A 19,620-nucleotide genomic window follows, 5' to 3' on the forward strand; every position below is an offset into this window, starting at 1 on the left:
CCGCGCCGAGCAGCTCGCGCAGTGCCGCGCGGCCGGCGTCGACGGCCTGCCCGACGGCCAGCCGCACGGCCGATCCGGCGACCACCGCGCTGCGGCTGGCGAAGCTGCCCAGGCCCTGCGGCACGGCGTCGGTGTCGGCGACGGTCACCTCGACACCGGCCAGCTCCACCCCGGCGGCGTCCGCCGCGACCTGCGCGAACACCGTCCGGTGGGCCTGGCCGGACGGCCCGGTACCGGTGGCCACGGCCAGCGTGCCCGTGGGGGTGAGCCGCACCCGCGCGGTCTCCGGCTCGGCCGGGCCTCGGGCGGTCGCCTCCATGTAGACGCCGACACCGAAGCCGACGCGCTCGTGTGGCAGCGCCGCGCGCTTGAGGTCGGCCAGGTCGTCCTCGCCGACCAGGTCCAGGGCGGCGGTGAGCACGCGGGCGTAGTCGCGGCCGTCGTAGACGACGTCCACGCCGTCGCGGTAGGGCACGCCCTGCGGGTGGGGCAGGTCGTCGGGCCCGAGGATGTTGAGCTGGCGCAGTTTGGCGGGTGTGACGCCCAGGCGCCGCGCGGCGTGGTCGAGGCTGCGCTCCAAGGCGAAGGACGCCTCCGGGCGGCCGGCGCCCCGGTACTGGGCGGTGGGCGTCTTGTTGCTGAACACCGCGCGCCCGGTGATCCGCACCGACGGGATCCGGTAGGCGCCGAGCAGGTGCATGGCGGTGTTCGCCACGACCCCGACCATCCAGAAGTTGTGCACCCCCAGATCGACCAGGAAGTCGTCCTCCCAGGACACGATCCGGCCGTCGCCGTCCACGGTCAGCCGGGTGCGGTGCAGGTTGTCCCTGGCCTGGGTGGCGGCGGTCAGGTTCTCGTAGCGGTCCTCCAGCCACACCACCGGCCGCCCGAGTTCGTGCGCCAGCCAGGGGACGACCACCTCCTCGGCGTAGACCGACGCCTTGGGGCCGAAGCCGCCGCCCACCTCGGGCGCGCGCACCCGCACCCGCTCCGGCTCCCAGCCGGTGGCCGCGCACAGCAGCTGGCGCAGGATGAACGGCACCTGGGTGGAGCTCCACACCGACAGCCGGCCGTCCTCGGGCTGGGCGAGCACGCCCCGGCACTCGATGGACAGCCCGGTCTGCCGGGCGATCCGGTACTCCCCCTCGACGACGACCAGGTCCTCGCCACGGGTGACCGGGTCGCCCTTGGCGAGGGTGAGCGAGACGGCCAGGTTGTCGTCCAGGTCGGCGTGGACCCGGGGCGCGTCCGGGGCGAGCGCGTCGTCGAGGCCGGCGACCGCCGCCCGCTGCTCGTAGTCGACCGACACGAGCGCGGCGGCGTCCTCCGCGAGGTAGCGGTCGGTGGCCACCACGGCGGCCACCGCCTCGCCGACGTAGCGCACCTCGTCGACCGCCAGGCACGGGATCTGCCGGGGGTGCGAGATCACCTGGTAGAAGTCGCGGAACCGTTGCGGCGCACGGCTGTTGGCTGGCGGGCGGATCGGCGCGACGTGGCGGGCCAGTTCGGCGCCGGTGAGCACCCGCACGACGCCTGGCGCGGCCTTGGCCTCGGCGGGGTCCACCGACACGATCCGCGCGGAGGCCAGGCCGCTGCGGACGAACGCGACGTGCAACGCGTCCGGCGGCACCAGGTCGGCGACGAACGCGGCGCTGCCGTCCAGCAGCCCGGCCACGTCGACCCGGTCGACGCCCTCGCCGACGAACCGCCCGCCGCCGCTCATGCCGGTGCTCTTCCCGGTACCCGCCCGGGCGAGAGCCAGTACTCGCCGGCGGTCTCGGCCCGTTCGGCCAGTCGCATCACCCGGCGCAGGGCGTCCAGCACGTGCAGGCGCATGGCCTCGGTGGCCGCCTCGCCGTCGCCGTCGGCGACCGCGTCGGCGACGGTCACGTGCTGGCCGGCGGAGATCGAGAGCTGGCCGGGCTGGCTGAGGTTGCGGAAGCGCAGCAGGCGAACCCGGCCGTCGATCACCGACAGGGTTTCGGCCAGCGGCGCGGACTCGGCCATGTCGAGCAGGATCGCCCGGCGCTCCTCCAGGCAGCCGATGTACTTCTCGACGTCGTCGGTGTGCGCGATCTCGACCAGTTCCTGGACCTTCTCCCGGTAGGCGGTGCGCCGGGCGGGGGTGGCGCGTTCGGCCGCCCAGCCGGCCATCAGGGGTTCGATGGCGACCTTGATCCGGTAGATGTCCTTGGCCTCGGCGGGGGTCACCCGCCGGACGAACGCGCCGACGCGGGGGCTGACGGTGACCAGCCCTTCCCCGGCCAGTTGCCAGAGGGCGTCGCGGATCGGGGTGCGGCTGACGCCCAGCTGCTCGGACAACGCGCCGATGGACAGTTTTCCGTCCTCGTCGAGGTCACCGGAGTGGATGATGGCGCGAATGTGTTTCACCGCGAACTCCTTCGCGGACAGCAGCTCACTGTGGCTCTCCATCCACCCAACCTAACATGTGATATTTCAGCGATCATGACCGTGCGCGTCCGGGCCGACCGGCCGCCGGGAGGTCAGTCGACGCTTCCCGACCAGAAGGTCAGCCGGCTCTCCAGCCACGCGACGCCCCGGGTCAGCAGCACGGCGATCACCGCGATCACGCCGATCGCGGCCATGGCGTGGTCCATCTGGAAGTTGGACGTCTCGGCCTGCACCACGTAGCCCAGCCCCTCGGTCCCCATGAACAGCTCGGCCACGATCGCACCGACCAGCGACCGGGCGACCGCCTGGCGGAACCCGGCGAGGATGTAGGGCATCGTCCCGGGCAGCGACACCGACCACAGCGTCTTGAGCCGCGACGAGCAGAACACCCGCGAGACCTGGAGGTAGTTGGCGTCGAGGTTGCGCGCCCCGGCGACCACGTTGATCAGCAGCGGGAAGACCGCCGCCCACACCACGATCACCAGCCGGGCGGTGTCGTCGATGCCGAACCAGAAGATGATGATCGGCAGGAACACCACGAACGGCACCGAGTACATGATGCTGATCAGCGGTTCGGCCAGGCCGTGCAGGACCGAGCTGCGGCCGATCACCAGCCCCAGCGGCACCCCGATGACGATGGAGATGAGGATCCCCAGCCCGACCGACGTCAGCGTCGAGAAGGTCGGCTCCCACAGCATGCCGGACTCGGCGAGGTAGCCGATGCCCTCGATCGCGCCGAGCGGGGAGCTGGCGAACTTGTCGTCGACGACCCCGACCCAGACCAGGGTCTGCCAGCTGGACAACACGATCAGCCCGCCGATCAGGCCGAGCAACAGGCTCTTGTGGCGGGCGAAGAAGGTCGGCCGGCGGTCCAGCTCGGTGAGCGGCCGACTCTCGATGACGGGCGCGCCGCGCTCCACGGTGTCGGTCACGACTCCACCTCCTGACGCAGGCCGGACTGCCGCATCACCAGGTCGAGCAGGTACTCGGTCTGGTCCATGAACTCCGGGGACCGCTTGACGTCACGGTTCCTCGGCCTCGGCAGGTCGATGGGGACCGACTCGACGAGACGGCCTGGCGAGGCGGAGAACACCAGCACCCGGTCGGCCAGGAACACCGCCTCCGGCACGTCGTGGGTGATGAACAGGGCGGTCTTGCCGGCGCCGGCCTCGTCGGCCTGCCAGATCCTGGTCAGCTCCTCCTGCATGACCTCGCGGGTCTGGGCGTCCAGGGCGGCGAACGGCTCGTCGAGCAGGAGCAGGTCGGGGTCGGTGGCCAGCGCGCGGGCCAGGTTGACCCGCTGGCTCATGCCGCCGGAGAGCTCCCGGGGGTACTTGCCCTCCTTGCCGGCCAGGCCGACCAGCTCGATCAGGTCGGCCACCCGCTGACGGCCGGCCGCGTCCAGCCGGCGCTGGGCCTCCAGCCCGTAGGCGATGTTGGCCGCGACCGTGCGCCACGGGAACAGCGACGCCTGCTGGAAGACCAGCGACCGGTCCTCGGCCGGGCCGGTGATCGGCGCGCCGTTGAGCTCCAGCGTGCCGTGGGCGATCGGCAGCAACCCGGCCACGGCCGAGAGGAAGGTCGTCTTCCCGCAACCGCTCGGGCCAACGATCGCGATGAACTCGTTCTCGTGGATCTGGAACCCGAGATCCTGCACCGCCGCGAAGAACGAGCCGCTGCGACGGTCGCGGTACCCGATGCACACGTCACTGACGTCGAGCTTGACCGGCCGTCCCGTGGCGTCGTCCACTGATCCAGTTCCTTCATCGGCACCGGCCGCGCCGCGGCCGCGCGATCCCACTGCAGACCTCAACGTTGAGCTCCATCCTTCGTCGGATTGCTCTTGTCAGCCGATCCAGAGAATCGGCTCTACTGTCGACACTTTTGGGTGGCCGTCAGTGAAACATCAGGATCCGTCGTTGTCTACCACAGACAGTGTCGACAACTGGTTCGATTCTAATATGTAATGTATCAGTATGAGCGTCCTGTCACCCCCAGCGCCGACGTCGTTCCAGACCGCGACCGCCCTGTTCACCACCGGTGCCGACACCCCCAGGGAGTTCCTCGAACGGGCCCTGGAACGGCTCGCCGAGACCGAACCCCGGCTGCGTGCCTTCGCCGCGCTGGACCTGCCCCGGGCCAGGATGGCGGCCGACGCCGCCACCGCGCGCTGGCGCGCCGGCCACCCCAGGTCCCCGGTCGACGGCATGCCGGTCGGCCTCAAGGACGTCATCGACGTGGCCGGCCTGCCCACCGGCGCCGGCTCACCGGCGCTGGAGGGCTTCCGCCCGTGGCACGACTCGGCCGCCGCGCACGCGCTGCGCCTGGCCGGCGCGGCGATCGTGGGCAAGACGACCACCACCGAGCTGGCCCTGACCTATCCCCCCGACACCCGCAACCCGCACGACCCGGCCCGCACCCCCGGCGGTTCCAGCTCCGGCTCGGCCGCCGCCGTCGGCGCCGGGATCCTGCCGGCGGCCCTGGGCACCCAGGCCATCGGCTCGGTCCTGCGCCCGGCGAGCTTCTGCGGCACGTACGGCTTCAAGCCGACCTTCGGCGCGCTCAACCGGGGCGGCACCCGGGACTTCCACAGCCAGAGCTGTCTGGGGGTGCTCGCCGCGAGCCTGGCCGACGTGTGGGCCACGGCGGGCGCCATCGCCACCCGCGCCGGCGGCGACCCCGGACACCGTGCCCTGCGCACCGGCGAGTTCCCCGCGCCGGCGGCCCCGCGCGCGGTGGCGTTGCTGGAGACCGAGGGCTGGCCGGCGGTGACCACCGAGGCCGGTGCCGCCCTGGACCAGTTCCTGTCCCGCACCGGTGTCCGCGTGCTGACCCGGCACAACCACCCGGCCCTGGCCGCTCTGGAGACGCTGCTCGCCGGCGCCCTGGACCGGGCCCGCCAGATCATCAACCACGAGTCCCGCTGGCTGGTCGACGCCCTCGCCGACCGCGACCCCCACGGCCTGAGCCCCACCCTGCTCGACCGCGTGGACCGGATCCGCTCCCTCACCGACGACGACTACGCCGCCCTGCTCGACTGGCGCACCAGCCTGCGCGCCGCCTACGAGCAGGTCCTCCGCGACGCCGACGTCGCGGTCACCCTCAGCGCCCCCGGCCCCGCCCCCGTCGGCCTGTCCACCACCGGCGACGCCGCGCTGACCGTGCCCGCCTCCCTGCTGGCCGTCCCGGCCCTGTCCCTGCCGGTGTTCACCGTGGACGGTCTCCCCCTCGGCCTGCAACTCCTGGGCACGCCCCACCGCGACCCCCACCTGGTCGCCATCGCCTCCTGGGCCGAGGAGGTGACTCGGCCCAACGCGTAGCCGCGCCCCGGCGCCAGCGACCCGGCCGGTCGTGTCGACACCGGCGCCGGGCCACTACCGTGCGGACGCCGGGGACGGCGCGGTCGTGGAGCGGGTCGCACGCCGGGACCTGGTCCGGCGACGCAGGTCGGCCAACGCCACCGCCAGGGCGGCGAGCAGGAACAGGCACGCGACCACGGTCGCCAGGTCGAGGGCGTCGCGGTGCAGGCCGGCGGGGGCGTCGGTCAGGGTGTGCCCGGTGGCGTAGACGGTCGAGTAGTAGGCCATCGACGCGCACGCCACCCCGACGCTGTTGCTGATCCGCTGGCCGAGCTGACCGATCGCGCTGGCCGCGCTGCCCTGCGCCGGCGGCACGTCCATCAGCATCATCGAGTGGTTGGGCGAGACGACCAGGCCGCCGCCGAGGCCATAACCCAGTTGCAGCAACGGGATCAGCGTCAGCACGGCCGGGGTCGGCAGCGCGGTGTGCAGCAGCACCACCGTCGCGAGCGTGCTGGCCAGCACCAGCAGCATGCCGGTCGCGGTCAGTACCCGACCGAGGCGGCGGACGTACCGGCCGCCCAGCCACGCGCCCAGCACCGAGGTCGCCGAGGACGGCAGCAGCACGACCCCCGCCAGGAACGGGCTGATCTCCCTGGCCTCCTGCAGGTACACGGTCAGCGCGAGCGCGATGCCCGGCCCGGCGGCGAACCAGGTCAGCGACACCAGGACACCGTTGCGGAACGAGCCGACGCGCAGCAGGCCGGGGTCGATCACCCCGGAGCGCCCGGCCGCCGCACGCCGCCGCGAGCGCACCACGAACAGTGCCGCCAGCCCGGCCGCCGGGACCAGCGCCAGCCAGCGGGCGTCGAGATCGTCGGGCCGGCCGGTGGTGAACACCAACGGTGTCAGCAGCGCCACCAGGGCCAGGCTGCCCAGTGCCAGGCCGAGCACGTCGATGTCCGGCCAGCGACGCTCGCCGGGGTCGGGCAGGCTGGCCAGCAGGGCGTGCGCGGCGACCAGGACCGCCACCCCGACCGGCACGTTCAGCACGAACACCCCGCGCCAGCCCAGCGGTGTGGAAACCAGCAGCCCGCCGGCGCTGGGGCCCAGCGCGGTCGCCAGGCTCACGCACATGCCGTACACGCCGAACGCCCGTCCCCGTTCGGCCGGCGCGAACAGTTGCTGGACGATGCCCATCAGCTGGGGCATCAGCAGTCCGGCGGCGACCCCGAGCACGGCCCGCCCGGCGATCACCGACCCGGCGCCGGGCGCGACCGCGCACAGCACGCTGGCGGCGAGGTAGAGGTACAGGCCGGTGAAGGTGAGCCGCCGGCGGCGGCCGGCGTCGCCGATCCGGCCGGCGGGTACCAGCGTGACCGCGAAGCACACCACGTAGGCGGCCTGGATGAGCTGGATGCCGGCCGGTCCGGGGTGCAGCGCGCGTTCGATGGCCGGCACGGCGATGGACACCTTGTGGATGTCGAGCAGCAGGAAGCCCGCCGTGGTGCCGCACAACAGGAGTACGGCCCGGCGGTTGGCTGGGTGACTGGACATGGCGGGGACCTCGGCGGGCGGCGCGACGCCCGCGCCGCGCCGCCGTTCGCCGGGGTCGCTCAGGCCTCCTGGAGGATCCGGGTGGAGTCGACGAGCGTGCCGAACTCGTTGTCGGACTCGATCAGGCCCCAGCTGGCGACCCAGTCGAGCGTGCGGTTGTACTGGTCCTCGGGGTAGGGGCCGGGGTGGATGTAGCGCAGCCGGCCGAGGGTGAAGTCCTCGGGCACCAGCGCCTGGACCGGCGCCGCCTGCTCGATGAAGTACTTCAGGTAGGGCCGGATGTCCTCGTGGATCCGGTCGACGCCCCGGGTGACCGCCCGGTTGATCTTCGTGAAGGTCTCGGCGTCGAGGGTGTCGTTGGCGATCTCCGCGCCGTAGTAGTGCGCCTCGGCCAGGATCCGGAAGCCCTGCTTCTGTGCGACGGTGATCCACGGCTCCATCACCGCGACCGCGTCGATGTCCTTGTCGCGCAACGCTTCCAGACGTTCCTTGCCCTTGATGCCGACCAGCTTGATGTCCGCGCGCGGCAGGAAGCCCTCCAGCGTCTGCAGCACGAGGTAGTGCGAGCCGTGGTGGAAGTTGACGCCCACGCGGACGCCGGCCAGGTCGCCGGGGACGTGGTAGGGCGAGTCGGGGCGGACGATGATCGCCTGGCTGGCGACGGCGGCCCGGCGGGCGACGACCTTCCCGTTGACCTGGCTGTCCTGCGAGCGCCGCAGCTGGCCCCACTCGCAGGCGTTGTACAGCTGGGACGCGCCGGCCTCGAAGAGCTTGAAGCTGCTGAACGAGGACACCCGGCGCGGGTCCTCGATGAACCGCAGTCCGGTCTCCTCGGCCGGCCGGTGGCGGATGAGCTCGACGTCGAGCCCCTCGTCGGTGAAGTAGCCCTCTTCCTCCGCCACGTAGTAGGGCAGGTAGAAGACGGCGCTGGTGGCCTCGATCTTGATCTTTGACATGCGGGGTCCCTCGGGCCGGCTGTTAGAAGTTGTACGTAGAGGTACGCGTTCACATTAGATTTTCGAGCCGGATCCTCGTAGAAGTTTCACATGGCGGGACGTTATCCCACATTAGCTTTCGCGGCCTTACCGTCGTCAGCGCCCCTGCGGGTCCGAGACGAGAGTGAGTCCTGACGATGAAACGCCATCCCCGTGTCCTGACCGCCGTGGTGGCGGCCTGCCTCGCGCTGTCCGGGTGCGCCGCCGGCGCCGCCGGCGGCGAGGACACCGAGAGCGGATCACCCGTGCGCGGCGGGGTGCTCAAGTACCGCGCCGCCGGTGGTGGCAAGTCCTTCGACCCCGCCACCACCACCGGCTACGGCCTGGCCGTCCCGGTACGCGGCCTGGTCGACTCGCTGGTGTTCAACGAGCAGGACGGCTCGTTCGCACCGTGGCTGGCCACCGACTGGGAGGTCAACGAGAACGCCACCCGCTACACCTTCACCCTGCGCCAGGACGTCACCTTCAGCAACGGCGAGAAGCTCGACGCCGCCGCCGTGAAGCTGAGCTACCAGGCACTGCGCGACGGCGGCGCCAAGTACGCCGTGGCCAACCAGTGGATCGGCGCGCTGACCTCGATCACCACCCCGGACGAGCACACCGTGGTGTTCGACCTCGCCAAGCCGAACTCCTCGTTCCTGCAGGCCGCCTCCAGCACCGTGCTGGGCATCGTCGCGCCGCGGACCTCGGCACTGCCCTTCGAACAGCGCCAGGAAGGCCTCGGCATCATCGGCTCCGGGCCGTTCGTCGCACAGGAGAGCCGGGGCGAGGAGGGCTACACGCTCGTGCGCCGCGAGGACTACGCCTGGGCGCCCGAGCCGGCGCGGAACCAGGGGCCCGCCTACCTGGACCGGATCGAGGTGCACAACATCCAGGACAACAGCATCGCCGCCGCCGAACTGCGCTCCGGCGGCCTGGACCTGCTGCACAACACCGAACCCGCCGACAAGACCGAGTTCGCCGCCAACCCCGACATCACCATCCGCCGCGAGCCGCTGCCCGGCTCCGCGCTCGGCTTCGCCGCCAATGTCGAGTTCCCGGGCCTCGACGACCCGGACGTGCGCCGAGCGCTGTCGCTGGCCATCGACCGGGACGCGGTGATCGCACGCGCGTCGGCGATCGACATCCCACCCAAGGGCGCCTACACGGCGAGCAACCCGTACTTCACCGACCAGTCCGACAAGATCCGCACCGACGTCGACGAGGCCACCCGACTGCTCGACGAGGCCGGCTGGGCGCCGGGGTCGGACGGTGTCCGCGCCAGGGACGGCGAGCGGCTGTCCTTCGAACTGGTCTACAGCCCCTCGACGATCTCCCACGAACCCAACATCGCCGTGGTGCAGTCGCAGTGGAAGGACATCGGCGTCGAACTCCGGTTCGGCAGCCTGACCCAGGCCGAGCTCAACCAGCGCCTCCAGTCCGGCGACTACGCCTTCTCCTGGGGCTCGGGCACCCGACCGGACGCCGACGTGCTGCGCTCCACCTATGGCGGGATCAACCCCGAACTGGACACGGTCTTCGAGCAGATCCTCGCCGAGCCCGACATCGCCGGGCGCAGGGCGCTGGCCGCCAGGGCCTCGGAGATCATCCTCGACGAGGCCTACTACCTGCCGCTCTACGACTTCATCCAGCCGCTGGCCTACCGCAACAGCACCCATCTGCCGCTGCTGGAGGCCACCCACATCCCGTGGCTGGGCGACGCCTGGGTCGACGGGCCGTGACCGAGGTCGTGCGGACGGTCGCCGCCAAGCTCGCCCGCGCCGTGGTGGTGATCCTCGCCGCCTACTCCGCGTCGTTCTTCCTGCTGTTCGTCCTGCCCGGCGACGCGGTGCTGGCCCGCATCGGCACCACCGACACCATCGGCTCGGCCGACGTCGCCGACCTCGACCTGGAACTGCTGCGGGCCGAGGTCGGCCTGTCCGACGACCTGTGGACCCAGTACACCAACGGGATCACCGGTCTGCTGCGCGGCGACCTCGGCCACTCGCTGATCACCGAACAGCCGGTCACCGAACTGCTCGGCGAGGTGCTGCCCAACACCATCACGCTGACCGCGCTGTCACTGGTGGTCTCGGTGCCGCTGGGGTTCGCGCTGGCCGTGCTGGCCGTCAACCCCCGGTCGCGGGCGCTGCGCTCGTTCGCCTCGCTGCTGCCCTCGGCGTACGTGAGCCTGCCGGTGTTCTGGGTCGGCATCCTGTTCGTCTACCTGTTCTCCATCACCCTGGGCTGGTTCCCGTCCAACGGCAGCCAGGGCGTGGCGTCGCTGGTGCTGCCGACGGCGGTGCTCTCCCTGCTGGGCGCGGCGCAGTTCGCCCAGGTGCTGATCAGCGGCCTGCGCACGGAGCTGGGCAGCACCTACGCGGCGGTCACCGCGCCGGCCAAGGGCGCCGGCCGGTTCCACACGCTCTACCGGCACTGCCTGCGCAACGCCTCGTTCCCGTTCCTGGCGGTGTTCGGGCTGCGGATCGGGCAGCTGCTCGGCGGCGCGGTCGTGGTGGAGATGGTGTTCTCCCGCACCGGCCTCGGGCGGCTGATGGTCGACTCGGTCAAGGCAGTGGACCTGACCGTGGTGCTCGGCCTGGTCGTGGTGCTGGCCGGGGTGTACGTCGTGGTCAACGCCCTGGTCGACGTCGGCTACCTGCTGCTGGATCCCCGACTGCGCCGCCGGAACGTGGAGGTCGGCCATGACTGACACCGTCGAGCAGACCCTCGCCGTCGCCCCGCCGGTGGTCGGGACGCCGGCCCCGCGCCGACGGCGCCGGATCCGTGAGCTGCACGTCCACCTGGTACTGCTCGCGTTGCTGGTGCTGGTCGCGGCTGTCCCCGGTCTGGTGACCTGGCACGACCCCTACGAGCTGGACGGGCTGCCGTTCACCGCACCCGACGGCGAGTTCTGGTTCGGCACCGACGAGATCGGCCGCGACCTGTACTCCCGGGTGGTGCACGGGCTGCGGGTCTCGCTGTTCTCCGCGCTGCTCGCGGTGGCCGTGGCGCTGGTCGGCGGCGCGGTGGTCGGCGTGCTGTCCGGGCTGGCGCCCGGCGGGCCGGTCGACCGGGTGCTCGGCGTGCTCACCGAGGCGGTCATGGCGATCCCCGGGGTGCTGCTGGCGCTCGCGGTGATCACCACCTACGGGCGCGGCGCGTTCGTCGCGGCCGTGGCCATCGGCATCGGGGAGGCGACCGGGTTCGCCCGGCTGATCCGCGGCTGCGTGATCCGCGCCGGCACCCTGACCTATGTCGAGGCGGCCCGCACCTGCGGCGCCGGGCCGCTGCGGGTGGTCGTGCGGCACGTCGTGCCCAGCGTGTACCACCCGGTGCTGTCCTACACCGCGCTGCACTTCGGCCTGGCGATGCTGGCGATCGGGTCGCTGAGCTACCTCGGGTTCGGTGAGGCGCCACCGTCGGCGGAGTGGGGCGTGCTGATCGCCGGCGGCCAGAAGTACCTGGCGCACGCCTGGTGGGTCGCCATCATCCCCGGCCTGGCGCTGACCGCGGTGGTCGTGCTGCTCAGCCGGATCGCCTACCTGTCGCAGGAGGACCACTCATGACCCCGCTCGTGCGGATCGACGGCCTGACCGTCGCCTACGGCCACCGCGCTCCCGCGCTCTCGTCGGTGTCGCTGGACGTCCCCGCCGGTCAGGTGACCGCCGTGATCGGCGAGTCCGGCTCCGGCAAGAGCACGCTCGCGCACGCCGTCGTGCGGCTGCTGCCCCCGGCCGGCCGCGTGCTGGCCGGCCGGATCGAACTGTCCGGTGAGGACCTGGGTGGGCGCGGGGACAAGGCGTTCCGCGCGCTGCGCGGCCGGCACATCGGGTTCGTGCCGCAGGACCCGATCGCCTCGCTCAACCCGACCAAGACCGTCGGCGCGCAGCTGCGGGAGGCGTTCGCCCTGGCCGGCTCGCCGCTGACGGCCGCGCTGGTCGACGAGCGACTGCGCGCGGACCTGCGCGACGTCGGCTTCGCCGACCCGGACACGGTGCTGGCCGCCTACCCGCACCAGCTCTCCGGCGGCATGCGCCAGCGGGTCCTGGTGACCATGGCGTTCTCCCAGCGCCCGGAGCTGGTCATCGCCGACGAGCCGACCAGCGCGCTGGACGTGCTGGTCGGCCAGGAGGTGCTGCGCGCGATCCACACCGCCCGCGCCCGGCACGACACCACGGTCGTGCTGATCACCCACGACCTCGCCCTCGCCCGCCGCAACGCCGACCAGGTCGTGGTGCTCGACCGGGGAGAGGTGGTCGAGTCCGGCCCGATCGCCGAGGTGTTCGCCGACCCCCGGCACGCCTACACCAGGTCACTGCTGGCCAGCTCCCCCCGGATCGCCGCCGGTCGGGTGCGCTCGGTCGCCGAGACCTACCGACGCCGCGAGTCCCCGGCGGGTGACGCCGGGGAGCCGGTGATCGAGCTGACCGGGGTGTCCAAGCGGTTCGGGACGGCGCGGCGCGCGACGCTGGCCGTGGACGACGTGACGCTGAGTGTGCCGCGCGGCACGACCTTCGCGCTGGTCGGCGAGTCCGGGTCGGGCAAGACCACCACCAGCCGGCTGGTGCTCGGCCTGGAGCGGCCGGACCGGGGCGGGGTGCGGGTGCTCGGCCTGGATGTGCCGACGCTGCGCCGCCGGGGGCTGCGGGCGTTGCGCCGGCAGGCGCAGATCGTCTACCAGAGCCCGTTCGAGTCGCTCAACCCCCGGCTGTCGCTGCGCGGCATCGTCGGCGAGCCGCTGGAGGCCTACCGGATCGGCACCCGCGCCGAGCGCGCGGCCAGGGTGGCCGACCTGCTCGACCTGGTCCGGCTGCCACGGTCCTTCGTGGACCGGAAACCGGCCGAGCTGTCCGGCGGGCAGCGGCAGCGGGTGGCGATCGCCCGGGCGCTGGCGCTGGCGCCGAAGCTGCTGGTGCTCGACGAGCCGGTGTCCGCGTTGGACGCCACCATCCAGGCCGCCGTTCTGGGGCTGCTGGTCGAGCTCCAGCGTGAGCTGGGCCTCACGTACTTCCTGGTGACCCACGACCTCGCGGTGGTCGCCGAGGTCGCCGACCGGGTCGCGGTGATGCGCGCCGGGCGGATCCTCGAACAGGGCCCGGTCGAGGAGGTGATCCTGCGTCCGGGCCAGGACTACACCCGGGCGCTGCTGGCGGTGTGATCAGGCGGCGACCCCGGCGGGGGCGACCGCGCGGATGTCCACGTCCAGCACGGTCGACACGGCCGGCAGGACCCGGCACCCGGCCCGGTACCGCTCCAGCAGTGCGTCGGAGTCCTGCTCGGACAGTCCGTCGACCACCACCTCGACCAGCAGCCGGCCGACCTTGAGCCGGTTGGCCGGGTAGCGGGAGGTGCGGGCCCGCACCTGGACGACGCGATCGTGCTGACCGTCGGGCTGGTCGCCGGTCCCCGGGTCGCCGCCGGCGCGCAGCACGTTGAGCAGGTTGACCACCAGCGCGGAGACGAGCAGGTCCAGCGGCCCCGGCGCCCGGCCGGGCCCGCCGGAGGCGACCGACCCGTCGGCGAGCAGTTCGAAGGCCGGGCCCCGCACGGCGAACCGGCCACGGACCTCGGTGGTGCACCCGGTGATGGCGCTGACGTAGTCGTATCCGCTGTCGTATCCGCTGTATCCGGTCATCTGCACTCCAACAGGCTGGGACGGCGGGTCCCAGTGTGCGCCGAGGACGTTCGCGCGAACAGCGCGTCCGCCATCTGGACAGCTCAGCGCTTGGCCAGCTCCGCCGCGAAGATCGCCGAGGCCTTCTTCAGCACCTCGATCTCCTCCCCCATGACAGCGATCCGCTCGTGCGCGCCGGCCAGTTCGGCCTCCAGTTCGGCGATGCGCGCCAGCAGCCGCTCCCTCGGCGCCTGGCGCAACGCCGCGACCTTGCCGGCGCTGAACATCCCGTCGTCGAGCCGCTTCACCCAGATCCGCAGGGACTGCTCCCCGACCTCGAACTCCTCGGCGACCTCCCGCAGGATCGACCGGTTGCCCGGCTCCGCCTGCCGGCGCTCGACCACCCGGCGCACAGCGGCGTCCCGCACCTCGTCGCTGTACTTACGCTCGAACGCCATGCGCACAGCGTAACCACAGTGGGTCTGTTCAGTCCCAGGCGAGGGAGCCGCCGGACTGGTACTCGGTGACCCTGGTCTCGAAGAAGTTCTTCTCCTTGCGCAGGTCGACGGCCTCCGACAGCCACGGGAACGGGTTCTCGTCCTCGCCGAAGATCGGGTCGAGGCCGATCTGCTGGGCGCGGCGGTCGGTGATGAACCGCAGGTACTGCTCACACAGGGCCGCGGACAGGCCGAGCATGCCGCGCGGCATGGTGTCGTGGGCGTAGGCGACCTCCAGTGCGCACGCCTCGGTGAGCATCGTGGCTACCTCGGCCTGGAACCCCGGCGTCCACAGGTGCGGGTTCTCGATCTTGATCTGGTTGATGCAGTCGATGCCGAAGTTCAGGTGGATCGACTCGTCGCGCAGGATGTACTGGAACTGCTCGGCGATGCCGACCATCTTGTTGCGCCGGCCCAGCGACAGGATCTGCGCGAACCCCGTGTAGAACCACATGCCTTCGAAGATCACGTAGAACGCGACGAGGTCACGGAGGAAGTCCTGGTCGGTCTCGGTGGTGCCGGTGGCGAAGTCCGGGTTCTCCAGGTTGCGGGTGTAGCGCAGCGCCCAGGCGTCCTTCTCGGTGATCGAGGGCACCTCGCGGTACATGTTGAACAGCTCGCCCTCGACCAGGCCGAGGCTCTCGCAGATGTACTGGAAGGTGTGCGTGTGCACGGCCTCCTCGAACGCCTGGCGCAGCAGGTACTGGCGGCACTCCGGGTTGGTGATCTGCCGGTAGACCGCCAGCACCAGGTTGTTGGCCACCAGCGACTCCGCCGTCGCGAAGAAGCCGAGGTTGCGCCTGATCATCAGGCGCTCGTCGTCGGTCAGGCCGTCCGCCGAGTGCCACAGGGCGACGTCGGCCTGCATCGCGACCTCGGTGGGCATCCAGTGGTTCGCGCAGCCGGCGAGGTACTTGTCCCACGCCCAGTGGTACTTCAGCGGCAGCAGCTGGTTGACGTCGGCGCGGGCGTTGATCATGGACTTGTCGTCGACGCTGACCCGGTCGGCGCCACTGTCGATGGCGCCGAGGCCGGAGCCGTCGGAAACGGTGGTCATTCTGGTTCTCCTGGAAGGCAAGGGGTTCACTGGCAGGCTTCGCAGTCGGGGTCCTCGACGCGGCAGGCCGCGGGTTCGGCGACCGGCACGGCGTTGAGCCTGCCGTCGGTGCCGCGCAGGGTGCTCTTCTCCACCTGGGTGGCCGCCTTGGCACGCAGGTAGTACGTCGTCTTCAGGCCCCGGTGCCAGGCGTGGCGGTACAGCTCGTCGAGCACGCGGCCGCTTGGCTCGGCGACGTAGAGGTTGAGCGACTGCGCCTGGTCGATCCACTTCTGCCGGCGGGACGCGGCGTCGACCAGCCAGTGGCTGTCGATCTCGAAGGCGGTGGCGAACAGCCTCTTCAGGTCATCGGGGACGCGGTCGATCTCGGTCAGGCTGCCGTCGAAGTACTTCAGGTCGGCGACCATGACCTCGTCCCACAGGCCCCGCTCCTTCAGGTGCCGGACCAGGTGCTGGTTGGTCACGGTGAAGTCACCGGACATGTTGGACTTGACGTACAGGTTCTGGAACAGCGGCTCGATCGACTGGCCGACCCCGCAGATGTTGGAGATCGTCGCGGTCGGCGCGATCGCCAGCACGTTCGAGTTGCGCATCCCGGTGGTCCGCACCCGCTCACGCAACGCCGCCCAGTCCAGTGTGGACGACAGGTCGACGTCCAGGGCGTCGCCGGCGCGGGCCTCGGCGAGCAGGCCCAGCGAGTCGATCGGCAGTATTCCCTTGCTCCACAGGGATCCGGGGAACGACTCGTAGGCCCCACGCTCGGCCGCGAGGTCGACCGACGCGGCGATCGCGTGGTGGCTCAGGTGTTCCATGCTCCGGTCGGCGAACTCGACCGCCGCGTCCGAGGCCATCGGGATACCGAGGGTGAACAGCGCGTCCTGGTAGCCCATCAGCCCGAGCCCGACCGGGCGGTGGCGCAGGTTCGACCGCCGCGTCTGTGGGATCGTGTAGAAGTTGATGTCGATCACGTTGTCCAGCATCCGCACGGCGGTACGCACGGTGCGTTCGAGCCGGGCGGTGTCCAGGCCGTCCTCGGTGACGTGCCGGGCGAGGTTGACCGACCCGAGGTTGCACACCGCGACCTCGTCCGCGCTGGTGTTCAGGGTGATCTCGGTGCACAGGTTCGACGAGTGCACCACGCCGACGTGCTGTTGCGGGGACCGCAGGTTGCACGGATCCTTGAAGGTGATCCACGGGTGGCCGGTCTCGAACAGCATGGTGAGCATCCGCCGCCACAGGTCCACCGCGCGCACCGTGCGGAACACGGCGATCTCGCCCCGCGCGGCGGCGGCCTCGTGGTCGCGGTAGGCCCGGGCGAAGTCCGCGCCGTAGAGGTCGTGCAGGTCGGGGACCTCGTCCGGGGAGAACAACGTCCAGTCGGCGTCGGCCTCGACCCGGCGCAGGAACTCGTCCGGCACCCAGTTCGCGGTGTTCATGTCGTGCGTGCGGCGCCGGTCGTCGCCGGTGTTCCTGCGCAGGTCGAGGAACTGCTCGACGTCGATGTGCCAGGTCTCCAGGTAGGCGCACGCGGCGCCCTTGCGTTTGCCGCCCTGGTTGACCGCGACCGCGGTGTCGTTGGCGATCTTGAGGAACGGCACGACGCCCTGTGACCGGCCGTTGGTCCCCTTGATGTGCGCGCCGAGGCCACGTACCGGCGTCCAGTCGTTGCCCAGGCCGCCGGAGTACTTCGCCAGCAGCGCGTTGTTCCGGTACGACTGGAAGATCGCGTCGAGGCTGTCGGCCACCGTGGTCAGGAAGCACGACGAGAGCTGGGCGCGGGTGGTGCCCGAGTTGAACAGCGTCGGGGTGGAGGCCATGAAGTCGAACGTGGACAGCAGCTCGTAGAACTGGGCGGCGCGGGCCTCCCGGTCGTCCTCGCGGAGCGCGAGGCCCATGGCGACCCGCAGGAAGAACGCCTGCGGCAGTTCGAAGCGGGTGCCGTGCTCGTGCAGGAAGTAGCGGTCGTAGAGGGTCTGCAACCCGAGGAAGCCGAAGTCCAGGTCCCGCTCGGGGCGGATCGCCGAGGTGACCCGGTCCAGGTCGAACGTCGCCAGCTCGGGGTCGACCAGCTCCAGGTCGATGGCCCGGCGCAGGTAGTCGCGGAAGTAGCGGGGATAGTCCAGTTCGGACCGGCGGGCCTGGTGGTGGCCGGCGGACAGGTGGCTCAGGGCCTCGCCGCGCAGCTTGTCCAGCAGCAGCCGCGCGGTCACCGTCGAGTAGTTCGGCTCCTGCTCGACGAGCGTGCGCGCCGACATGACCAGCGCGGTCGCCAGCTCCTCGTCGGTGATCCCGGGGTACACGTTGCGCCGCGCCTCGGCGAGCACCCGCTCGGCCGAGACGTCCGCGACGCCCTCGACCGCGTCGGCGACCAGCCGCTCGACCCTGGTCCAGCCGGGTTCGGCCGGTTGTTCGGCCGGTACGGCTCGTGCGCGGGCGCGTTCCTCGCGGTACAGCACGTACGCGCGGGCGACCTTGTGGTGCCCGCCGCGCATCAGGGCCAGTTCCACCAGGTCCTGGACGTGCTCGATGTGCACGACGTCGGCCCGCGCGTGGCGGCGCAGCGACGACTCCACCTGGGCGGTCAGCTCGCCGACGACGTGGTGGCGGCGCGCGGACGTGGCGGCGCCGGCCCCCTCCACCGCCAGGAACGCCTTGCTCAACGCCACCGAGATCTTGTCCAGATCGAACGGCGACACGGTGCCGTCACGGCGGACGACACGCAGGGCCGTCCCGGTCGGCGCATGACTGTCTACAGTGGCCACAATGGGCGACACGACTCTCTCCTCGCGAGCTCGTACCACGCCCGGCCACCCGTCGCGGCCGGACGTCACCGCACCCGAGGGCGCGGGCTGGTGGCAGGTCTTCGGACTCGCGGGCACCTGCCGGACTCGGCAGACCTACTGGCCGTCGCTTCCCAGGCACACCGTGCCCAGTGCTTGATGACGGCTGTCGTTCCCACTTACCGCTGCGGGCCAGTCCCGGATTCACACCGGGTTCCCTCTTGCCTCGCGCCGACCGAACCGGCCGTCACGAACCACCAGCGCGCATGACACTACATGTTGTGCCAACCCCCGCAAACACCCCCACAACATGGGGCGTGTCTCAGTACCCGGGGGCCAGGTCGCGGCGCAGCAGGTCGTCCTCGGTCTCCCGGCGGACCAGCAGCGACGTCGCGCCGGCCCGAACGCCGACGATCGGCGGTCGCGGGACGGCCCAGCGCCACCCGCACCCGGGTGGCCAGCCCGGCGAGGTCGAACTCCGCGTCGCCCGGCCGGTAGGGCGCGGCGAACCCGCCGCCGAGGTCGAGCGGCGGGCCACAGTCCCGGGGTCACGCGTTCGTCCCTGGCCGCTGCGACACTGGGCAGTGTTTCCGACAACGTCACGGTTTCCTCCTCGACGAGACGTTCCTGGTTCGAGGAAAGCACTGCCACCACCCGATTTCCGCCATCCCTACCCGGAATTGACGCCCGGCACCGCGACCTTGTCGGGATCCCTACGCGTCGGGCGCGGGCCGGGCGCGGCCGCGGTTCTCCCACGGTCGCCCCGACCCGCGCCCGGCGGGTCGATCGGTCCTCACCCGGCGGCGGTGACCGCCAGGTTGAGCTTCAGGACGTTCACGCCCGGCTCACCGAGGACACCGAGGCCACGGCCGTCGGTGTTCTCCTCGACCAGTGCCCGGACCCGGTCCTCGGACAGGCCGGTCACCCGGGCGACCCGTGGCACCTGCAACTCGGCGTAGGCCGGGCTGATGTGCGGGTCCAGGCCGGACGCGGACGCGGTGACCGCGTCCGGCGGGACCTGGGACGGTTCCACGTCCTCGCGGTCGGCGATGGTGGCGCGGCGGTCCTCGACGGCCGCGACCAGGTCCTCGTCGAACGCGCCCTTGTTGGAGCCCATCGAGATCGACCCGTCGGCCGGGCCGAGGTTGTCGGCCGAGCCGTCGCCGTCGAGGTCCAGTGCCACGGCGGAGGGCCGGGTGTGGAACCACGGGTCGCGGGCGGGGTCCTCGGCCACCGGGTCGATGCCGATGAGGTCCGAGCCGACGGCCCGGCCGTCGACCTCGACCACCGAGCCCTCGGCGTTGGCCTGCAGACCGGGCAGCCGGCTGACCGCCCACACCCCGAGGGGGTAGAGGACACCGGTCAGCACGGTGAGCACCAGCAGGATCCGCAGGCCGGCGAGGCTTTGTTTCAGGAGTGCGTTCATG

The 19,620-nt window shown here is 71.6% G+C and carries 17 protein-coding genes and 1 riboswitch; of the genes, 5 read left to right on the plus strand and 12 right to left on the minus strand.

Annotated elements, in window-relative coordinates:
- The 4 genes from BLA60_RS29115 to BLA60_RS29130 all read right to left on the minus strand — a co-directional run.
- A partial coding sequence (locus BLA60_RS29115) for a xanthine dehydrogenase family protein molybdopterin-binding subunit (protein WP_075136226.1) occupies positions 1 to 1,723 on the minus strand: 1,723 nt, incomplete at its 3' end.
- Positions 1,720 to 2,433 carry a GntR family transcriptional regulator gene (locus BLA60_RS29120; RefSeq protein ID WP_075136227.1) on the minus strand — a complete coding sequence of 238 codons (714 nt, stop codon included), beginning with the start codon at positions 2,431 to 2,433 and terminating at the stop codon, positions 1,720 to 1,722. The genes BLA60_RS29115 and BLA60_RS29120, both read right to left, overlap by 4 nt.
- 71 nt (positions 2,434 to 2,504) lie before the next feature.
- Positions 2,505 to 3,344 (minus strand): ABC transporter permease, encoded by an 840-nt coding sequence (locus BLA60_RS29125; protein ID WP_075136228.1) that lies wholly within the window; start codon positions 3,342 to 3,344, stop codon positions 2,505 to 2,507.
- Positions 3,341 to 4,162 (minus strand): ABC transporter ATP-binding protein, encoded by an 822-nt coding sequence (locus tag BLA60_RS29130; protein WP_075136229.1) that lies wholly within the window; start codon positions 4,160 to 4,162, stop codon positions 3,341 to 3,343. Before BLA60_RS29130 ends, BLA60_RS29125 begins: the two co-directional genes overlap by 4 nt.
- 226 nt (positions 4,163 to 4,388) lie before the next feature.
- Here BLA60_RS29130 and BLA60_RS29135 point away from each other — a divergent pair, with 226 nt between their 5' ends.
- Positions 4,389 to 5,732, plus strand: a complete 1,344-nt coding sequence (locus BLA60_RS29135) for an amidase family protein (protein WP_075136230.1) — start codon at positions 4,389 to 4,391, stop codon at positions 5,730 to 5,732.
- A 54-nt stretch (positions 5,733 to 5,786) separates the two neighbouring features.
- Here BLA60_RS29135 and BLA60_RS29140 read toward each other — a convergent pair whose 3' ends face one another.
- On the minus strand, positions 5,787 to 7,268 hold the full coding sequence (locus BLA60_RS29140) for an MFS transporter (protein ID WP_075136231.1): 1,482 nt from the start codon (positions 7,266 to 7,268) through the stop codon (positions 5,787 to 5,789).
- Positions 7,269 to 7,327: 59 nt separating this feature from the next.
- Complete coding sequence (locus BLA60_RS29145; protein WP_075136232.1) at positions 7,328 to 8,224, minus strand: ABC transporter substrate-binding protein; 897 nt, start codon at positions 8,222 to 8,224, stop codon at positions 7,328 to 7,330.
- Between the two features lie 176 nt (positions 8,225 to 8,400).
- On the opposite strand from BLA60_RS29145, the gene BLA60_RS29150 reads away from it, so the two are divergent.
- Genes BLA60_RS29150 through BLA60_RS29165 form a run of 4 tightly spaced genes read left to right on the plus strand, consistent with a single transcriptional unit; the run spans position 8,401 to position 13,403 of the window.
- On the plus strand, positions 8,401 to 9,984 hold the full coding sequence (locus BLA60_RS29150; protein WP_075136233.1) for an ABC transporter substrate-binding protein: 1,584 nt from the start codon (positions 8,401 to 8,403) through the stop codon (positions 9,982 to 9,984).
- Entirely contained in the window at positions 9,981 to 10,955 is a 975-nt protein-coding gene (locus tag BLA60_RS29155) for an ABC transporter permease (protein WP_075136234.1), read from the plus strand. Before BLA60_RS29150 ends, BLA60_RS29155 begins: the two co-directional genes overlap by 4 nt.
- Positions 10,948 to 11,811 carry an ABC transporter permease gene (locus BLA60_RS29160; protein WP_075136235.1) on the plus strand — a complete coding sequence of 288 codons (864 nt, stop codon included), beginning with the start codon at positions 10,948 to 10,950 and terminating at the stop codon, positions 11,809 to 11,811. The genes BLA60_RS29155 and BLA60_RS29160 overlap by 8 nt, the downstream gene beginning before the upstream one ends.
- The gene (locus tag BLA60_RS29165; RefSeq protein WP_075136236.1) at positions 11,808 to 13,403 is read left to right on the plus strand and encodes an ABC transporter ATP-binding protein; all 1,596 of its coding nucleotides are present in this window, start codon (positions 11,808 to 11,810) and stop codon (positions 13,401 to 13,403) included. Before BLA60_RS29160 ends, BLA60_RS29165 begins: the two co-directional genes overlap by 4 nt.
- On the opposite strand, the gene BLA60_RS29170 is transcribed toward BLA60_RS29165, so the two are convergent.
- From BLA60_RS29170 to BLA60_RS29195, 6 genes are all read right to left on the minus strand, one after another.
- Entirely contained in the window at positions 13,404 to 13,880 is a 477-nt protein-coding gene (locus tag BLA60_RS29170) for an OsmC family protein (protein WP_075136237.1), read from the minus strand. It abuts the gene before it with no gap.
- Between the two features lie 83 nt (positions 13,881 to 13,963).
- On the minus strand, positions 13,964 to 14,317 hold the full coding sequence (locus BLA60_RS29175) for a transposase (RefSeq protein WP_075136238.1): 354 nt from the start codon (positions 14,315 to 14,317) through the stop codon (positions 13,964 to 13,966).
- 28 nt (positions 14,318 to 14,345) lie between these two features.
- Positions 14,346 to 15,413, minus strand: a complete 1,068-nt coding sequence (locus BLA60_RS29180; RefSeq protein ID WP_075136239.1) for a ribonucleotide-diphosphate reductase subunit beta — start codon at positions 15,411 to 15,413, stop codon at positions 14,346 to 14,348.
- Between the two features lie 26 nt (positions 15,414 to 15,439).
- A complete protein-coding gene (locus BLA60_RS29185; RefSeq protein WP_075136240.1) occupies positions 15,440 to 18,187 on the minus strand; it encodes a ribonucleoside-diphosphate reductase subunit alpha in 2,748 nt (915 codons plus the stop codon).
- A 63-nt stretch (positions 18,188 to 18,250) separates the two neighbouring features.
- A riboswitch (cobalamin riboswitch) is annotated at positions 18,251 to 18,467 on the minus strand.
- Between the two features lie 48 nt (positions 18,468 to 18,515).
- Complete coding sequence (locus BLA60_RS29190) at positions 18,516 to 18,731, minus strand: hypothetical protein (RefSeq protein WP_075136241.1); 216 nt, start codon at positions 18,729 to 18,731, stop codon at positions 18,516 to 18,518.
- Positions 18,732 to 18,986: 255 nt separating this feature from the next.
- Complete coding sequence (locus BLA60_RS29195) at positions 18,987 to 19,619, minus strand: potassium-transporting ATPase subunit C (protein ID WP_075136242.1); 633 nt, start codon at positions 19,617 to 19,619, stop codon at positions 18,987 to 18,989.
- Between the last annotated feature and the right edge of the window lies 1 nt (position 19,620).

The sequence above is a fragment of the Actinophytocola xinjiangensis genome (genome assembly GCF_001921215.1).
In the GTDB taxonomy this organism is placed as follows: domain Bacteria; phylum Actinomycetota; class Actinomycetes; order Mycobacteriales; family Pseudonocardiaceae; genus Actinophytocola; species Actinophytocola xinjiangensis.